The 16456-nt window shown below is 65.1% G+C and carries 16 protein-coding genes; 7 read left to right on the top strand and 9 right to left on the bottom strand.

From position 1 onward, the window contains the following. The first annotated feature begins 19 nt into the window (after positions 1–19). Genes GGD90_RS02800 through GGD90_RS02815 form a run of 4 tightly spaced genes read left to right on the top strand, consistent with a single transcriptional unit; the run spans position 20 to position 2594 of the window. Positions 20–856, top strand: a complete 837-nt coding sequence (locus GGD90_RS02800; RefSeq protein ID WP_221227643.1) for a DODA-type extradiol aromatic ring-opening family dioxygenase — start codon at positions 20–22, stop codon at positions 854–856. After that, positions 856–1398, top strand: coding sequence for a cytochrome b (locus tag GGD90_RS02805; RefSeq protein WP_153115757.1), 543 nt, complete (start codon positions 856–858; stop codon positions 1396–1398). The genes GGD90_RS02800 and GGD90_RS02805 overlap by 1 nt, the downstream gene beginning before the upstream one ends. 2 nt (positions 1399–1400) lie before the next feature. Then, entirely contained in the window at positions 1401–1985 is a 585-nt protein-coding gene (locus GGD90_RS02810; protein WP_153115758.1) for a YceI family protein, read from the top strand. A gap of 30 nt (positions 1986–2015) precedes the next feature. Then, positions 2016–2594 (top strand): YceI family protein, encoded by a 579-nt coding sequence (locus GGD90_RS02815; protein WP_153115759.1) that lies wholly within the window; start codon positions 2016–2018, stop codon positions 2592–2594. A gap of 226 nt (positions 2595–2820) precedes the next feature. On the opposite strand, the gene GGD90_RS02820 is transcribed toward GGD90_RS02815, so the two are convergent. The 7 genes from GGD90_RS02820 to GGD90_RS02850 form a co-directional block, all read right to left on the bottom strand. Next, positions 2821–3834, bottom strand: coding sequence for a hypothetical protein (locus GGD90_RS02820; protein ID WP_153115760.1), 1014 nt, complete (start codon positions 3832–3834; stop codon positions 2821–2823). Between the two features lie 179 nt (positions 3835–4013). Beyond that, entirely contained in the window at positions 4014–4343 is a 330-nt protein-coding gene (locus GGD90_RS02825; protein ID WP_184414906.1) for an amine oxidase, read from the bottom strand. 239 nt (positions 4344–4582) lie between these two features. Then, entirely contained in the window at positions 4583–5914 is a 1332-nt protein-coding gene (locus tag GGD90_RS02830) for a M18 family aminopeptidase (RefSeq protein ID WP_153115761.1), read from the bottom strand. Positions 5915–6091: 177 nt separating this feature from the next. Further along, entirely contained in the window at positions 6092–6730 is a 639-nt protein-coding gene (locus tag GGD90_RS02835) for a GDSL-type esterase/lipase family protein (RefSeq protein ID WP_153115762.1), read from the bottom strand. A 391-nt stretch (positions 6731–7121) separates the two neighbouring features. Next, positions 7122–8579 (bottom strand): efflux transporter outer membrane subunit, encoded by a 1458-nt coding sequence (locus GGD90_RS02840; protein WP_153115763.1) that lies wholly within the window; start codon positions 8577–8579, stop codon positions 7122–7124. 1 nt (position 8580) lies between these two features. Beyond that, positions 8581–11751, bottom strand: a complete 3171-nt coding sequence (locus GGD90_RS02845; protein ID WP_153115764.1) for an efflux RND transporter permease subunit — start codon at positions 11749–11751, stop codon at positions 8581–8583. Positions 11752–11762: 11 nt separating this feature from the next. After that, positions 11763–12962, bottom strand: coding sequence for an efflux RND transporter periplasmic adaptor subunit (locus GGD90_RS02850; RefSeq protein ID WP_153115765.1), 1200 nt, complete (start codon positions 12960–12962; stop codon positions 11763–11765). A 213-nt stretch (positions 12963–13175) separates the two neighbouring features. Between GGD90_RS02850 and GGD90_RS02855 the strand changes: the two genes are divergently transcribed. Beyond that, complete coding sequence (locus tag GGD90_RS02855; RefSeq protein WP_153115766.1) at positions 13176–13829, top strand: TetR/AcrR family transcriptional regulator; 654 nt, start codon at positions 13176–13178, stop codon at positions 13827–13829. A 27-nt stretch (positions 13830–13856) separates the two neighbouring features. Here the strand turns inward: GGD90_RS02855 and GGD90_RS02860 are convergent, their stop codons facing one another. Continuing rightward, entirely contained in the window at positions 13857–14000 is a 144-nt protein-coding gene (locus GGD90_RS02860; protein WP_153115767.1) for a hypothetical protein, read from the bottom strand. Between the two features lie 260 nt (positions 14001–14260). On the opposite strand from GGD90_RS02860, the gene GGD90_RS02865 reads away from it, so the two are divergent. Both GGD90_RS02865 and GGD90_RS02870 read left to right on the top strand, forming a co-directional pair. After that, positions 14261–15304, top strand: coding sequence for a M14 family zinc carboxypeptidase (locus GGD90_RS02865; protein ID WP_228273668.1), 1044 nt, complete (start codon positions 14261–14263; stop codon positions 15302–15304). Continuing rightward, complete coding sequence (locus GGD90_RS02870; protein WP_153115769.1) at positions 15301–16095, top strand: alpha/beta fold hydrolase; 795 nt, start codon at positions 15301–15303, stop codon at positions 16093–16095. Before GGD90_RS02865 ends, GGD90_RS02870 begins: the two co-directional genes overlap by 4 nt. A gap of 25 nt (positions 16096–16120) precedes the next feature. On the opposite strand, the gene GGD90_RS02875 is transcribed toward GGD90_RS02870, so the two are convergent. Further along, positions 16121–16426 carry a DnaJ family domain-containing protein gene (locus GGD90_RS02875; RefSeq protein ID WP_153115770.1) on the bottom strand — a complete coding sequence of 102 codons (306 nt, stop codon included), beginning with the start codon at positions 16424–16426 and terminating at the stop codon, positions 16121–16123. Positions 16427–16456: the final 30 nt, after the last annotated feature.

Genomic DNA, 16456 nt, shown 5'->3' on the forward strand with positions numbered 1-16456 from the left:
AAAACGCAAAGGACGCATCATGAAGTTGCCCACGCTGTTCATTTCGCACGGTTCGCCGATGCTGGCGCTCGAACCGGGCCGCCTCGGCCCGCTGCTCGGCGAGCTTGGCCACCGGCTGCCGCTGCCGCGCGCCGTCCTCGTGCTCTCGCCACACTGGCTGAGCGCGCAGCGCGAAGTGCTGTCGAGTGCACAGCCGGCGACGGTGCATGACTTCGGCGGCTTTCCGCGCGCGCTGTACAGCCTGCAATACCCGGCGCCGGGCGCGCCGGATGTTGCCGCCGAAGTGATCGCGCAACTGGCGCGCGCCGGGCTGCCGGCGCAGGCGAACCCGAGGCAGGGTTTCGACCACGGCGCCTGGGTGCCACTGCGCCATCTGTATCCGCACGCCGACGTGCCGCTGCTGCAGCTGGCACAACCGAGCTGCCCGTCGCCGCTGGTGCTGCTTGAACTCGGCCGGGCGCTGGCGCCGTTGCGCGAGCGCGGCATCCTCATCATCGGCTCGGGCAGCCTGACGCACAACCTGCGCGAATGGCGCCAATCGACGAGCGACGAGCCCTACGCGCAGGCCTTCGCCGACTGGGTGTGGCAACGCACTGACGCTGGCGACCTCGGCGCGCTACTCGATTACCGCTGCCAGGCGCCGGAGGCGATCCGCGCGCACCCGACCGACGAACACCTGCTACCGCTCTATTTCGCGATCGGCGCCGCCGGCGACGACTGGCAGCACGCAACAAGACTCACCGCTGGCGTCAGCCACGGCGTGCTGTCGATGGACAGCTTCGTCTTCGGCGAACGGCTGGCGCTCGACGCCGCTGCCGAAACGTCGCCGACCAAGGAAGAAAGGAGTTTTCACTGATGAACCAACGCTACACACGCACCGCGATCTCGCTGCACTGGCTGATCGCGCTCGGTCTCGCCGGCGCCTTTGCCCTCGGTGTTTACATGCACGATCTGCCGCTGTCACCGACGAAGCTGCAGCTCTACTCCTGGCACAAATGGGCCGGCATCACGCTCTTGCTGCTGATCCTCGTGCGGCTGGCGTGGCGGCTGACGCACCCGGCACCGGCGCTGCCCGCGAGCATGGCGCCGGCACTGCGCCTGCTCACGCACGCGGCGCACGGACTGCTTTACCTGCTGATGATCGCAATCCCGCTCAGCGGCTGGCTGATGAGCTCGGCCAAGGGCTTCCAGACGGTGTGGTTCGGCGTGCTGCCGCTGCCCGATCTGCTCGGCAAGGACGCGGCGCTCGGCGATCTGCTCAAGAACGTGCACCAGACGCTCAACTTCACGCTGCTCTTCCTCGTTGTCGGCCACGCCGCCGCCGCATTCAAGCATCACTTCATCGACAAGGACGACATCCTGACGCGGATGCTGCCCGACCACTTAAGGAAAGCCTGACCATGAACAAGACACTTGTAGCCTTCGCCCTCGCCGCGGCGCTGCCGTTCGCCGCCCACGCGGCGGAATACCAGCAGATCCAGACCGACAAGAGCGCCATCAACTTCGTCTACAAGCAGATGGGCGTGAGCATGGACGGACACTTCCGCAAGTTTGCGGCGCAGCTCTCCTTCGACCCGGCCAAGCCCGCCGCCGCCAAGGCGATCCTCGACGTCGACCTGGCCAGCGTCGACGCTGGATCGAGCGATGCCGACCAGGAAATCGCCGGCAAGCAGTGGTTCAACACCAAGGCCTTCCCGACCGCGCATTTCGAGTCGGGCAGCGTCAAGGCGCTTGGCAACAACCGCTACGAGGTCGCCGGCAAGCTGACGATCAAAGGGCGCACGCAGGACATCGTCGCCCCCGCAACGTTCACACCGCAGGGCAATAGCGGCGTCTTCGACGGCAGCTTCACCCTCCGCCGCGGCGATTTCGCCATCGGCGAAGGCGGCTGGTCGGCTTTCGACATCGTCGCCAACGACATCCAGGTCAAGTTCCGCATTACCGCCAGCAGCACGGCCCGTAGCACTGCCACTTCCGGCAAGTAATCCCTTCCCCACCCCGACAGGAGCCACCCCATGAAAACCCTGAGCAAACTCGCCACCGCCCTTGCCCTTGGCAGCATCCTCGCCGCGCCGGCCTTCGCCGCGCCGGAAAGCTATGTCGTTGACGGCACGCACACCTTCCCGCGCTTCTCGTACAGCCACTTCGGCTACTCGACGCAGCTCTCGCGTTTCGACAGGACGACCGGCACCGTCGTCTTCGACAAGGCGGCGAAAACCGGCTCGGTCGACATCGTCATCGATACGCGCTCGGTCGATACCGGTTTCGGCACCTTCAACGAACACATCCAGGGCGAAGACTTCCTGGATACGGCCAAGTACCCGACCGCCACCTTCAAATCGACCAGGGTGCTCTTCGACGCCGACAAGCCGGTCGCGCTCGAAGGCAACCTGACGCTCAAAGGCGTGACCCGGCCGGTAACGCTGACGCTGACCTCGTTCCAGGCGATGCCGCACCCGATGCTGAAGAAGAACGCCATCGGCGCCAACGCCTTCACCGTAGTCAAACGCTCCGAGTTCAACGCCGGCAAGTACGCGCCCTACGTCGGCGACGAGGTGCGCATCGATATCGCTGTGGAAGCGATCGCGCAGTAAAGCTCTCGCCGCATGTAGCCTGCGCCCCGCATCCTGCGGGGCGCAGGCTACATGCGGCGAGGCTGTCGGCGAAAACTGCGCACAGCAGGAGCCGAAAGGTGGGCAGAGCCGGCGTTTTACCCCCGCCGATGCGCCAAAACAAATGCTATGTTCGCACCAACTATCAAGGCTCATGCCACGAGCCTCGCGAAGTGGAAACCACCTCTGCTCAGCGACCTAAGCGGAACTAACCCTCAACCTTGGGCGCCGACCGTGATTTCGGCGAGGTACGCCGGGCTTGCCGTTCCTCCAAGATGCGGCCGGTCAGCAAATCAATAACACTCTGCCCTGGCTCATACATGTTACTAACCGGCGACTGGCTACGACACTGCGCAAATACGCCGCGGGCGATGACGTCCGCAGGCGAGCGACCGTCATCCAACGTGATGATTTTCGCACTGACACACTTGCGATACGTGTCCCAAGCGGCATTCTTGGCTTCATCTGCGTCAATCTGTGCCTGCGCCCCCGCTAAATAAGCGCAAGTACCGCCCTGCATGGCGGCAGACAGATCCTGCGAAACCCCGCTGACTTGCAAAGACAGCAGGCCCCGACACCCTCCCGCGCTGTCCTGACAACGCGCAAGCGCGCGGAGCCAGCCGTAGGAGATGCTACTTAGCCGCTCACGACCCATATTGCACGCGTACTCGGCGAGCTGGATTCGCGAAACTAGGTTGGCATACTCCAGAAAATCGGCGTCAGTCATCCGGCACAAATACGCGGCTGATCCCTCCTTACAGCCACGACGCAGGAGTTCTTTCACCGCTTTAATCTTGGGGCCTTGATCAAACTGACACAATCGGGCCAGCAGTTTACCTTCTGAGCTGCTGGGCGTCGGAAACTGATTGGCCGCACGCGTGTCCTGCTCGCTCAACGGACTAGGCGGCTTGCTGCCCTGTTGCTGGGTGCGTGAAAGGTAGTCGATGGCTGTGCCACCGAGTTTGGCCATGACTGGATCATCCCAATTAGCGAACGAGCGCAGCGGTGAGACCATTTCCAGCCCACACTGGAGCCTACCTGTAGTGGTGGTTGTCCTTCCATAGCGGGAGATTCGCCAAGTTGCCTCCCACTCGCTTCCGTCATCCTTGACCTGACTGAGGCTGTCGGTATCGAAAGCAAAACCTGTGTCAATTTGCTGCCAGTTCTCAGCACTAGCTTGAATATTGAACAGCGCAAGGAGGCAGACAAGTAAGGTGCGCATACGGCATCAGGAAGAAATGATGCATGCATTGTACTGCACGGGCCGCCAGACATCGAAGCCAGCGCTGTTCCTCCATTTGGCTGCCAAGCCTTGATCGGTCAGCAGGAAATACAAACTGAGCCAAAAGCAAACCCCCGGTTCAACCGGGGGTTTGCTTTTGCCGCAGCAGCGGCGTGGAATTACTTGGCGGGAGTGGCAGGCGTCGCGGAAGTTGCGGCCGGCGTCTCGGTCTTGCCTTCATGCGCGGCCTTCTTCACATGCTTAGCTGGGTGATGCTTCTCGGTCTTGGCTTCGCCGGCCTCGTGCTTCGCGTCCTGCTTCGCTTCAGCCTTGGCCGGTTCGGCAACCTTCGGCGCCTCGACCTTCTTTTCAGCAGCCGCCGGCACCGGTGCGCTTACCTTGGCAGCGGGAGTTGCCGGCGTCGCCGGTGTGGCGGGCGTCGTGCCCTGCGCAAAAGAAACGGTGGCAAAACCAGCGGCAACAGCAAGAGCGATGACATTCTTCAGCATTTCGTTTCTCCTTGGGTTAATTCGTCTGGCTACCGGTGCCGGCAAAGTGCAGCACCTTGAGGCGAATAACGCGGGCCGGAGGAGAAGCGATGTCAGCGAGAATGTAAGCCTGTGTGCCGCGCCTTTGCCGAGATGTTGCTGCTTGTGAAAGCTGTAAATAACTTCGTTAAAGGCCCGCGCCAGCCGGCAAGTTAGTGATCTCCTGCCGGGCACGCCGGCGGCGCGCCAGTCTCCCGCCTTCAGCGCAGCGGCGACGGACTGCTGAAATGCGCCGCCAGCGCGGCGATCATCCAGGCGTGGTCGAGCACGCCGGCACTCTCGCGCAGACTGTGCATCGCCCACAGCGGCGAGCCGACGTCGACGCTGGCAATGCCCAGTTGCGCGGCGAGCAGCGGGCCGATGGTGCTGCCGCAACCGAGATTGCTGCGGTGCGAATACTGCTGGCAGGGAACGCCGGCCTGCTCGCACAGGCACATGAAATGCGCCGCCGTCTCGGCATTGGTGCTGTAGCGCTGGTTGGCGTTGCTCTTGATCGCCGGGCCGCCATTGACCAGCAGCTTGTGGCCGGGCTCGTAGGCGGCCGGGAAGTTCGGCTGGTAAGCGTGCGCCATGTCGGCGCTGATGAAGAAGCTGCGCGCCAGACAGCGCCGCCGGTCTTCGCTGTCCAGCCCGCACTGGTCGGCGATGCGCGCCAGCACGTCGGCGATGAAACTGCCGCCGGCGCCGGTAGCGCTTTCGCTGCCGACCTCCTCGTGGTCGAAGAAAGCCGCGATGGTGGTGCCCTCAGCGACGCCGGTCGCCAGCAGCGCGGCCAGCGCGGCGTGGCAGGACGCAAGATTGTCGAGCCGGCTGGCGGCGATGAATTCCTCTTCGGCACCCCAGAAAGCGCCTTTCTGCACGTCGTAGGCGGCCAGTTCCCAGCTCAGCAGATCGCTCGCCTCGGCGTGCAAGGCACCGGCCAGCAGGCTGCGCAGTTGCGCGCCAGCCTCTTCGGCAGACGCCGCAGCGCCCGCCATGCCGAGGATCAGCGGCAGTTCGCTCTGCTTGTCGAGCTTCAGCCCCTTTTCGTTGACCTCGCGGTTCATGTGGATGGCGAGGTTGGGCAGACGCAGCAGCGGCCGCTCGCAGCGCAGCAGGCGCGTTTCCACGCCCGACCCGCTACGCAGCACGACGCGGCCGGCCAGACTCAGATCGCGGTCGGTGAAGGTGGCGAGGATCGGCCCGCCATAGACTTCGACCGCCAGCCGCAGCAGACCGTCGCTGGCCTGCGCAGCGTTCGGCTTGAGCCGCAGGCCCGGCGAATCGGTATGCGCGCCGACGATGCGCAGCCCCGCTTCCGCCAGCGGCTGACTGCCAAGCACGAAGGCGATGATCGACGCACCGCCCCGCACCACGTAATAGCGGCCCCCTGCGGCCAGTTGCCAGCGGTCTGCCTCGATCAGTCGCGAGAAACCGTTGGCGCGCAGGCGCTCCTCGCAGCTGGCGACGGCGTGCCACGGACTCGGGCTGGCGTCGATGAAGGCGATCAGTTCCTCGGCGGCGGTGCGGGCTTGCTGAAGCGTGCTGGACATGGCGGGCGGTTGGAGTGGCGGACCAGACGAAGCATACAAGAGGACGTCGGCGATTGCTCCTGAACCAGCCGCCGACACGGCCGGCGCCTCAATGCGCGGCAAATGCCGTCGCTTCGTCCAAGCACAAAAGGATTTGCCCCCGCCAACGGCAACGCACGCGGCCTGCCGCGCGCCCAACTATCGGGCTACCGGCGTCAGCCCGACCTTCTGCAAGCTGGCGTAGATGCCGGCGGCCATCTGCTGGTAGCCGAGTGCGTTGGGATGAATCCGGTCGGCGCAAAGCTCGGGACGAGCGAGGATGTCGGCGAAAACGCCGGGAATCAGCGGTACCAGCTCTTCCTCGGAGAGTTCCTGATAGATCGGCGCATCGGATAGCCGGCTGGTAACGACACCGAGCACCGACAGTTCCGGCACAGCGACCAGCGCGACGGGAATGCTCGCCTGATTGGCGGCGTGAATCATGCGCCGGATGTCTTCCTTGACGGCCTTCGGCGAGCGCCGGCGCAGAAAGTCGTTGCCGCCGATCTCGATGATCAGCAGCGCCGGATTGTGCCGCTTGAGCAGCGGCCGCAAGCGTTCGCGCGCGGCTTCGGCGGTATCGCCGGGAACGCCGGCATTGACGACCTTCCAGCCGGTCTGCAGCGCGAGCAGCGTCGGCCAGTCCTCGCCGGGCGCGGCTCCGGTGCCGAAAGTGACGCTGTCACCGAAGGCCAGCACCGTCTTGCCGGGCGCGACGGGAGGGAAGCGGATCTCCTTGCCGCAGCCACCAAGCAGTACCACCAGCGCCAGAGCGCCGAGAAAGTCGCGGCGTTTCATCGCCTTCCACCGTCGATCAGGAAAGCACGCGATGCGCGCTGCCGGAATGCGCTCAAGACCTGCCTGCGCCGGCAAGCGGCGGCGGTCATGGCGACATTTTCCCGGCAAATGAAGCTGCCCGGAACGCTGCGCGACTGCGGAGAATCTGCCATGGCGGGAAGAAACAAAACTGTCCGAAACGCTTATTTCGATGATGATAGCAAATATGCAAACGGCTCAAGTACACCGCTGCGCAGCTCATGCAGAAGCCGGAAAAAGCGCCTGCCCGAGCCACCGCTTGCATATCTTTGCAGCCCGAAGGGCCGGCATTTTCGCGACCGGACAGGAGCCTGTCGGACAGGCGGCGGGCGGAATCCGCCAGCCGCTCCCGCAGGCAAAACCGCGACAGCGATCAGAACGCGCCGCCGCCGAGCACCTTGTACAGCGTGACCTGATTGGCCAGCGACGACTGACGGACGCTGATCAGGTTCTGCTGCGCCGCGTACTGCGCACGCTGCGAGTCGAGCACCACCAGATAGCTGTCCACGCCGCTGTCGAAGCGCGCACGCGACAGGCGATAGCTGGCGCTGCTCGCCTCGACCAGCGCCAGCTGCGCCGCCAGCTGCTCGTTCAGCGGCGCGAGCTGGACCAGTGCGTCGGCCACTTCGCGAAAAGCCGTCTGGACGGTCTTTTCGTACTGCGCAAGGCTGATCTGTTCATCGACCCTGGCCACCGCCAGATTGGCGCTCAAGCGGCCGGCATTGAAGATCGGCAGATTGATTTTCGGGACAAAACTCCAGCTGCCCGAGCCGGCGGCGAACAGCTCCGACAGCTGGTTGCTGGCGTTGCCACCGCTCGCCGTCAGCGTGATGCTCGGGAAGAAAGCGGCGCGCGCCGCGCCGATATTGGCATTGGCCGCCTGCAGCAGGCGCTCGGCCTGCAGCACGTCGGGGCGCTGCTGCAACAGCGCCGAGGGGATACCCGCCGGAATCGGCGCCAGCGCCGAGATGCTGCCGAGCGAGCGGTTCCGCAACAGCTGCGGCGGAATGTCGTTGCCAACGAGCGGGAGCAGCGCGTTGCGGTCGAGCGCAAGCTGCGCCGTGTAGCGCGCGACGTCGGCGCGCGCCGACTCGACGCTGGTCTGCGCCTGGCGCAGATCGAGTTCGGAAGCCGCGCCGAGTTCGAAACGCCGCTGGCTCATCTGATACGACTCGCTCTGGCTGCGCAGCGTGTCCTCGGCCAGCAGCAGGTGCTCGCTGTCGGCGGCCAGCGTCAGCCAGGCGTTCGCCACCTCGGCGACGAGACTGATCTGCGCGCTGCGCCGCGCTTCCTCGGTGGCGAGGAACTGGTAGAGCGCCTGCTCCTTGAGGCTGCTGATGCGGCCGAAGAAGTCGAGTTCATACGCGGCAAAACCGAGCCCGGCGCTGTACTGCTGCGTCACCGCCACCTTGCCGGTCGCCGACAGACTCGCCGGCGTGCGCTGGTTGCTGCCGCTGACCGAGGCGTTGATGCTCGGGAACAGATCGGCGCGCTGGATCTGGTACTGCGCGCGCGCCTTCTCGATGTTGAGCCCGGTGACGCGCAGGTCGCGGTTGTTGGCCAGCGCCAGCGCAATCAACTGACGCAGCCCGGGATCGGTGAAGAAACTCTCCCAGCCGATCGCGGCGGCCGCTGGCGATCCGGCCGGCTGCACTGCCGCAGCGGCGGCGCCTTCGGCCGGCACCACAGTGCCGCTTGCGGCGGCATTCTCCGGAGCTTCCGGCCACTGCTGCGAAATCGGCGCGGCCGGCGTGGCGTAGTCGGGGACGAGCATCGCGCAGCCGGAACTGAACATGGCAACGAGCAGGCTGGCTATCAGTGTTCTATGCATCTCAGTTTTCCTTGTGCGCATCGCCGCTGGCCGGGGCGGGCATCGGTGCCGGCTGTTCCCCCTTGTTCCTGAACAGTTGCCGCACGCTGACGAAGAACAGCGGCACGAACAGCACGGCAAGCAGCGTCGCGCTCAGCATGCCGCCGATGACGCCGGTGCCGATCGCGTTCTGCGCTGCCGAGCCGGCGCCATTGGCCAGCGCCAGCGGCAGCACGCCGAAGATGAAGGCGAGCGAAGTCATGATGATCGGGCGCAGACGCAGGCGGATCGCCTCGATGCTGGCCTCGACGACGCCCATTCCCTGCTCCATCAGGTCCTTGGCGAATTCGACGATGAGGATCGCGTTCTTTGCCGAGAGACCGATCGTCATCAGCAGACCGACCTGGAAGTACACGTCGTTGGACAGCCCGCGCAGCGTCGTTGCCAGCAGCGCGCCGACAACGCCGAGCGGCACCACCAGCATCACCGCGAACGGGATTGACCAGCTCTCGTACAGAGCGGCGAGACAGAGGAAGACGACCAGCAGCGAGATCGCATACAGCGCCGGCGCCTGCGAGCCCGACATGCGCTCCTGGTAGGAGAGGCCGGTCCACTCGAAACCGATTCCGGGCGGCAGCTTCGCCGCCATCGTCTCCATTTCGCGCATCGCGTCACCGCTGCTCAGGCCCGGCGCCGCCTGACCGAGAATCTCGGCCGACGCCAGCCCGTTGTAACGCTCAAGCCGCGGCGAGCCGTAGGTCCAGTGGGCAGTGGCAAATGACGAGAAGGGAACCATCTCGCCGGCGCTGTTGCGCACGTACCACTTGTTGAGGTCTTCCGGATTCATCCGCGAACTCGCGTCGCCCTGCACGAAAACGCGCTTGACGCGCCCCTTGTTGATGAAGTCGTTCACGTAGGAACTGCCCCAGGCAGTGGTCAGCACATTGTTGATGTCGGCCTGCTCGAGTCCGAGCGCACCGGCCTTGGCCTGATCGACGTCGATCCGGTATTCGGGCCGATCCTCCTGACCATTGGGGCGCACGCCGACCAGCGCCGGATTTTGCGCGGCCATGCCGAGCAACTGGTTGCGCGCATTCATCAGCGCCTCGTGACCGAGGCCGGCGCGATCCTGCAGCTGGAAGTCGAAGCCGCTGGCGTTGCCGAGTTCGACCACCGCCGGCGGCGCGAAGGCAAAGGCCAGCGCGTCGCGGAAGCTGGCGAAGTAGGCCATCGCCTTGCCGGCTACCGCTGCCGCTTTCAGGTCCGGCTGCTTGCGCTCGCTCCAGTCCTTGAGGTTGATGAAGGCAAGACCGGTGCTCTGACCGCTGCCGCTGAAGCTGAAACCGGTGACGGTGAAGATCGAATCGACCGCATCCTTCTGCTCCTCGAGAAAATGGTGCTCGACGCGCTGCATGACCGCAAGCGTGCGCTCGGCAGTCGCCCCTGCCGGCAGCGCCACCTCGGCCATCAGGAAGCCCTGATCCTCGTCGGGCAGGAAAGCCGTCGGCAGGCGGGCAAAGAGCAGCCCCATACCGACCACGATCAGGCCGTAGATCAGCAGGTAGCGCTTGCTGCCGGCGAGGATGCGGCCAACCGCCGACTGGCTGACGCTGTTGGTGCGGTCGAAGACGCGATTGAACCAGGCGAAGAAGCCGCCGAACATGCCGCCCTCGCCCGCCGTATGCCCCTTGTCGACCGGCTTGAGCAGCGTTGCGCACAGCGCCGGCGTCAGGATCAAGGCGACGACCACCGACAGCAGCATCGATGAAACGATGGTGATCGAGAACTGGCGGTAGATGACGCCGGTCGAGCCGCCGAAGAAAGCCATCGGCACGAACACCGCCGACAGCACCAGCGCGATGCCGATCAAGGCGCCGGTGATCTGGCTCATCGACTTCCTCGTTGCCTCCTTCGGCGACAGCCCTTCCTCGCTCATCAAGCGCTCGACGTTCTCGACGACGACGATCGCGTCGTCGACCAGCAGGCCGATCGCCAACACCATGCCGAACATGGTCAGCGTGTTGATCGAGTAGCCGGCAACGGCAAGGATGCCGAAGGTGCCGAGCAGGACGACGGGAACGGCGATGGTCGGAATCAGCGTTGCACGGAAGTTCTGCAGGAACAGGTACATCACCAGGAAAACGAGGACGATCGCCTCGAGCAGCGTCTTCACCACTTCTTCGATCGAGATCTTGACGAAGGGCGTCGTGTCGTAGGCGAGCACCGACTTCATGCTCGGCGGATAGAATTTCTCCAGCTCGGCAAGCCTGGCCTTGACCGCACCGGCGACCTCGAGCGCGTTGGCGCCGGTGGCGAGCTTGACCGCGAGGCCGGCGGCCGGCCTGCCGTTGTAGCGCGAAATGTCGTCGTAGTATTCGGCGCCGATTTCGATTCGCGCGACGTCGCGCAACCTGACCGTCGCGCCGTTGCTCGTCGTACGCAGGAAGATTTCGCCGAATTGCTCGGGCGTCTGCAGCCGCGTCTGCGCGGTGATCGTCGCGTTGAGCTGCTGTCCGCGCACCGTCGGCACGCCGCCCAATTGCCCGGCCGACACCTGTGCGTTCTGCGCGGTGATCGCCGCGCTGACGTCAGCCGGCGTCAGGCGGAAGTTCTGCAGCTTGGCCGGGTCGAGCCAGATGCGCATCGCATACTGGCTGCCGAACAGCTGCGTTTCGCCGACACCATTGACGCGCGCGATCTGGTCCTGCACGTTGGCGGCGACGTAGTCGTTCAGGTCGATGTCGCTGAGGCTGCCGTCCTCGGAGACGAAACCGATCACCATCAGGAAGTTGGTCGACGATTTGGTTACCTGCACGCCGAGCTTCTGCACCTCCTGCGGCAGGACCGGTGTCGCCAGCGCCAGCTTGTTCTGCACCTGCACCTGCGCGACGTCCGGGTCGGTACCGGCGGCGAAAGTCAGGTTGATGGTGGTGACCCCCGACGATTCGCTGGTCGACGACATGTAGACGAGGTGGTCGATCCCCTTCATCTTCTGCTCGATCACCTTGGTCACGGTGTTTTCGAGCGTCGCGGCTGAGGCGCCGGGATAGTTGGCGGTGATCGAGATCGCCGGCGGCGCGATCAGCGGATACTGGGCGACCGGCAGCGAGCGGATCGAGAGCACGCCGGCGAGCATGATCACGATCGCGATCACCCAGGCAAAAATCGGCCGGTCGATGAAGAAGCGGGACATGGGCTGTTTCCTCAGCGCTGCACGGCGGCCGCCGGCGCTGCCGGGGCGTTCGTGTCGCTACCGGCCAGCGGAACGGCTTTCACCGGCATTCCCGGCGCGATCTTTTGCAGGCCGTCGACGATCAGCTTGTCGCCGGCCTTGAGTCCATCGCTGACAAGCCACTTGTCACCGACCACGCGGCGCGTCGTCAGCATGCGCTGCTCGACCTTGCCCTCGGCATCGAGCACCAGCGCTGTCGGATTGCCCTTGGTATCGCGGCTCACCGCACGCTGCGGCGCGAGGATCGCCTGCTCGTCGACGCCCTCTTCGAGCACCGCGCGCACGTACATCCCCGGCAGCAGATCGCCGTGAGGATTGGGGAAGACCGCGCGCAGCGTGATCGTGCCGGTGCCCTTGTCGACGGTCACGTCGGAGAACTGCAGCTTGCCGCTCTGCGCATAGGTGCTGCCGTCTTCGAGCAGCAAGCTGACTGCCGCCTGCGTGTCGCCCGAGCGCTTCAATCGGCCGGCGGCGAAATCCTGCTTCAGGCGCAGCAGATCGGCGCTCGATTGCGTCACATCGACATAGATCGGATCGAGCTGCTGCACCGTCGCCAGCGCCGTTTCCTGGCTCGCCGTGACCAGCGCGCCCGGCGTTACCGTCGAGCGACCGATGCGTCCGGCGATTGGCGAAGCGACGCGGGTGTAGGCGAGATTGACGCGCGCCGTTTCCAGCGCCGCCCTGGCCATCGCCACATCGGCCTGTCCCTGTTTCAGCGCCGCCTGGCTGTCGTCGTAATCCTGCTTGCTCACCGCCTTGATGGCGACGAGTTCTTCGTAGCGCGCCGCCTTGTTGCGCGTCGTCTCGAGATTGGCTTCGGCCTTCGCCAAGCTGGCCTTGGCGCTGTCGTAGCTGGCCTGATAGGTGGTCGCGGCGATCTGGTAGAGCGGCTGCCCGGCCTTGACGTTGGCGCCTTCGGTGAACAGCCGTTGTTCGATGATGCCACCGACCTGCGGCCGCACTTCGGCGACCAGATAGGGGACGGTACGCCCCGGAAGCTCGGTGCTCAGCGCCAGCGACTCGGGGCGGATTTCAAGCACGCCAACCTCGGGCGCGGCCATCGCCGCGTCCGGCGCGGCGGCGTCGTGCTGGCTGCAGGCACTTAACAGGGTGCTACCGAGAAACAGCAGCGTAATGGCGGACGACAAGCTTCCATTGAGCTTGAACTTCATGACAGGCCTTTCTTTCCGGGAAAGCAGCACGCAACGCTCGGTGCTTGAAACCTTCGACAGAGACTCGACAATTTGGCCGGATAGGGCAAGAACACCGACAAAGAGTTCTCGAAGACCGCACCAAAATGAACGTTCATTCTAGATAGAACGTTCATTCTAGGCTATGCTCTCGTCAGTTGGCAACACCTCGCGCAATGCCGTCGGAGAAAAGTGATGACCCAGACACCGGATACCCACCACGAACAGTCGCGTGCAGCAGTGCGCAGGGCGCAGGTCCTGAAAGCCGCGACCGAGTGCTTCCGGCTGCACGGTTTTCACAGCACCAGCATCGTCCAGATATCGAAGGCGGCCGGCATGAGCGTCGGCCACATCTATCACTACTTCGCAAACAAGGAAGCGATCATCGCCGGCATCGTCGAGCAGGATCTGCAGCAGGTGCTGATGTTTTGCGAACGCATCCGCAAGAACAGTGCCGGTGGCGACCTGATTGAGGCGATGGTCGATGACCTCAGGCACTTCAAGCAGGATATGCAGGAACAGGACATTCCGCTGACGCTTGAGGTCGTTGCCGAAGCCGCGCGCAACCCGGCGGTCGCCGCAATCGTTCAGGCAGCAGACCAGACCGTGCAGCTACGCTTCCGCGAACTGCTCGCCGAAGCGATGCAACTGCGCGGCCTGGAGATCGATGAAAAAGAGTGCGTCGGCACCCTCGAAGCGCTGTCGGCACTGTTCGACGGCCTTGCCATGCGGCTGGTGCGCAACCCGCAACTGGACCCGGAAACCTGCGTGCCCGCCCTGCGCAGTCTGCTCGCTCACGCGCTCGAAGAACTGGCAACGAAGGCGCGCCGCAAATCGTCAGCGCATTGAACGCCCTCGCCGACACCTGCCCGCGGGCTAGCCGACGCGCCGCTTGCCGGTGGCGCCGAAAGTGCCCAGACGCGAACGTTGCAGGGCGATGAATTCGAACAGCCCGCCGAGTAGTGCGGCGGCGAGCGCCACCAGCGGATGCGAAACGGCCCTGACGATGAGATGACTCATGGGAACCCCCTGCCGCGGCGATGGTGCAAAAGGACTGACGGGCCGGAAGTCCGGCGCGAATGACGGCAAGCCCGCAACAAGCCGACATGGTCGGCCACCATCGGCACCGCTGACACCCCAGCCTCCAGCCAGTGTTGCATCGTAGTTGGGCAAGGTTACGCCAGCGTTTCAGTGATGCGACAGCGCGGACCGGCGGCACTGTAATAAAGCCGAAGCCTCGCCGGGAGTATGCTTGCCCGACTTATTCCGGCGTAATGCTCGTGACTCCCTCCCCCAATCGCGAACTGCCCGAATTGGCCGAACTCGAACGCATCATCGAGGAGGGCGCGGGCCTCTTCACCGCGCGGACGGTGTGCGAGGTGAGCGTCGACCAGCGGCGCTTTCCCGTCTACGCGGTAACGCTCGGCAACCCCGACCCGACGCTGCCGGCGGTCGGCTACTTCGGCGGTTTTCACGGGCTCGAGCGCATCGGCAGCGAAGTGGTCCTCGTCTACATGCGCAGCCTACTCGCACGCCTGCGCTGGGACAGCCTGCTGCACCGCGAACTCGAAACGCTGCGTCTGGTGTTCATGCCGCTGGTCAACCCGGGTGGCATGTGGCGCGGCACGCGCGCCAACCCGAGCGGCGTCGACCTGATGCGCAACGCGCCGGTCGATGCCAGAGAGCCGGTACCGTTCATGGTCGGCGGCCAGCGCATCAGCGGCGGCCTGCCCTGGTATCGCGGTCCACTCAACGCGCCGATGGAGATCGAGAGTCAGGCGGTGTGCAACGTTGTCGCCGAGGAGATGTTGCCGCGGCCGTTCAGCCTGGCTGTCGACTGTCACTCGGGATTCGGCGTCCTCGACCGCATCTGGTTTCCCTACGCGCATACCGCGGCGCCGATCGAGCAGCTGGCCGAGGTGCATGCGCTGAAGTCGATCTTTGACGAGACCTACGCGCACCACAGCTACGTCTTCGAGCCGCAGAGCCGCCAGTACCTGACACACGGCGACGTCTGGGACCACCTCTACCAGCAGGCCAGTGCGCAAGCCGGGCCGGGGCAACGCATCTTCCTGCCGCTGACGCTGGAAATGGGGTCGTGGCTGTGGATCAAGAAGAATCCGCGGCAGCTCTTCTCGCGCCACGGCATCTTCAACCCGCTGATCGCGCATCGCCAGCAGCGCGTACTCCGCCGCCACCTCTCCTGGCTCGATTTCCTCGCGCGCTCGGCCAACGCCTACCAGCGCTGGCTGCCGAGCGGCGATGCGCTGGCCGAGCACCGCGCAATGGCATTGAAACTCTGGTACCGAAGGACGCCGGCATGAGCCGCTGGATCTTCCTGCGCGGGCTGACGCGCGAGAGCCGGCACTGGGGCGATTTTCCCGCGCGCTTCCGCCGCGAGCTTGCCGATGCCGAAATCACGCTGCTCGATCTGCCCGGCAACGGCGAGTTCAACGACCGGCAAAGCCCGGCCAGCGTCGCCGCGATGGCCGAGGCGTGCCGGAACGAACTGCTGGCGCGCGGCGTCGCGCCGCCCTACCAGCTGCTGGCGATGTCGCTCGGCGCGATGGTGGCCGTGGCCTGGGCCGACAAGTATCCGGGCGAGTTGCGCGGCTGCGTGCTGATCAACACCAGCATGCGCCCGTTCAATCCCTTCTGGCAGCGCCTGCAGCCGCGCAACTACCCGACATTGCTCGGCTTTCTGCTGCCCGGCCGCAGCGCCCGTGCGCGCGAAGAAGCCATCCTGCGCCTGACCAGCCGGCTCGCCGGCATCGACCAAGGCGTTGCCAACAACGCCACCGAGCCGACGCGCGCACAGATCGTCGAGGAATGGACCGACTGGCATCTGCAGCGGCCCGTTTCCGGCGCCAACACACTGCGTCAGCTGTGGGCCGCCAGCCGTTTCCGCGCGCCAGAGCAAAAGCCGCCGGTGCCAATGCTGGTGCTAGCCGGCGCCGCCGATCAACTCGTCGATCCCCAATGTTCGCGGCAGCTGGCGCGCCACTGGCAGACCGCCTTTGCCGAACACCCGAGCGCCGGTCACGACCTGCCACTCGACGCCGGCGCCTGGGTCAGCGCGCAGGTGAGCGACTGGATACTGTGGGCACGAAGCTGAACACTCAGGCAGCCGAGACGCCTAATCAGCCTTTCCCGCTCACCTGCACGAGCAGCAGCATCAGCTCCCGGCGCAAAGCGGCGCGCCGTTCGCCGGGCGGCGTCGCTTCGATCTCCTGGCGCAAGGCGCTGATCTCCTTGCGCAGCAATATCTCGCGCGGCGTGAAGCCGGCGTTTTTCAACACGCGATTGACCATGCGCTGCTCGGGACTGACGAGCAGATCGTCGTCGAGGTCGAGCGGTCTGCCGCTGCCGGGCAGGTTGTCGAGATCACCTTGCTCGACGGCATCGGCGATGCGCCGCTCGGCGAGGATGTCGAAGATGGTGGCCATGCACCAAGGCTAGCACGCGCGCTGCGTCGC

This window comes from Rhodocyclus tenuis, assembly GCF_014197755.1.
Lineage (GTDB): Bacteria > Pseudomonadota > Gammaproteobacteria > Burkholderiales > Rhodocyclaceae > Rhodocyclus > Rhodocyclus tenuis.

Excerpts from the sequence above, each read along its gene's own strand:
- GGD90_RS02800 (WP_221227643.1), top strand. The coding sequence starts at position 20 with ATGAAGTTGCCCACGCTGTTCATTTCGCACGGTTCGCCGATGCTGGCG.
- GGD90_RS02805 (WP_153115757.1), top strand. The coding sequence starts at position 856 with ATGAACCAACGCTACACACGCACCGCGATCTCGCTGCACTGGCTGATC.
- GGD90_RS02810 (WP_153115758.1), top strand. The coding sequence starts at position 1,401 with ATGAACAAGACACTTGTAGCCTTCGCCCTCGCCGCGGCGCTGCCGTTC.
- GGD90_RS02815 (WP_153115759.1), top strand. The coding sequence starts at position 2,016 with ATGAAAACCCTGAGCAAACTCGCCACCGCCCTTGCCCTTGGCAGCATC.
- GGD90_RS02820 (WP_153115760.1), bottom strand. The coding sequence starts at position 3,834 with ATGCGCACCTTACTTGTCTGCCTCCTTGCGCTGTTCAATATTCAAGCT.
- GGD90_RS02825 (WP_184414906.1), bottom strand. The coding sequence starts at position 4,343 with ATGCTGAAGAATGTCATCGCTCTTGCTGTTGCCGCTGGTTTTGCCACC.
- GGD90_RS02830 (WP_153115761.1), bottom strand. The coding sequence starts at position 5,914 with ATGTCCAGCACGCTTCAGCAAGCCCGCACCGCCGCCGAGGAACTGATC.
- GGD90_RS02835 (WP_153115762.1), bottom strand. The coding sequence starts at position 6,730 with ATGAAACGCCGCGACTTTCTCGGCGCTCTGGCGCTGGTGGTACTGCTT.
- GGD90_RS02840 (WP_153115763.1), bottom strand. The coding sequence starts at position 8,579 with ATGCATAGAACACTGATAGCCAGCCTGCTCGTTGCCATGTTCAGTTCC.
- GGD90_RS02845 (WP_153115764.1), bottom strand. The coding sequence starts at position 11,751 with ATGTCCCGCTTCTTCATCGACCGGCCGATTTTTGCCTGGGTGATCGCG.
- GGD90_RS02850 (WP_153115765.1), bottom strand. The coding sequence starts at position 12,962 with ATGAAGTTCAAGCTCAATGGAAGCTTGTCGTCCGCCATTACGCTGCTG.
- GGD90_RS02855 (WP_153115766.1), top strand. The coding sequence starts at position 13,176 with ATGACCCAGACACCGGATACCCACCACGAACAGTCGCGTGCAGCAGTG.
- GGD90_RS02860 (WP_153115767.1), bottom strand. The coding sequence starts at position 14,000 with ATGAGTCATCTCATCGTCAGGGCCGTTTCGCATCCGCTGGTGGCGCTC.
- GGD90_RS02870 (WP_153115769.1), top strand. The coding sequence starts at position 15,301 with ATGAGCCGCTGGATCTTCCTGCGCGGGCTGACGCGCGAGAGCCGGCAC.
- GGD90_RS02875 (WP_153115770.1), bottom strand. The coding sequence starts at position 16,426 with ATGGCCACCATCTTCGACATCCTCGCCGAGCGGCGCATCGCCGATGCC.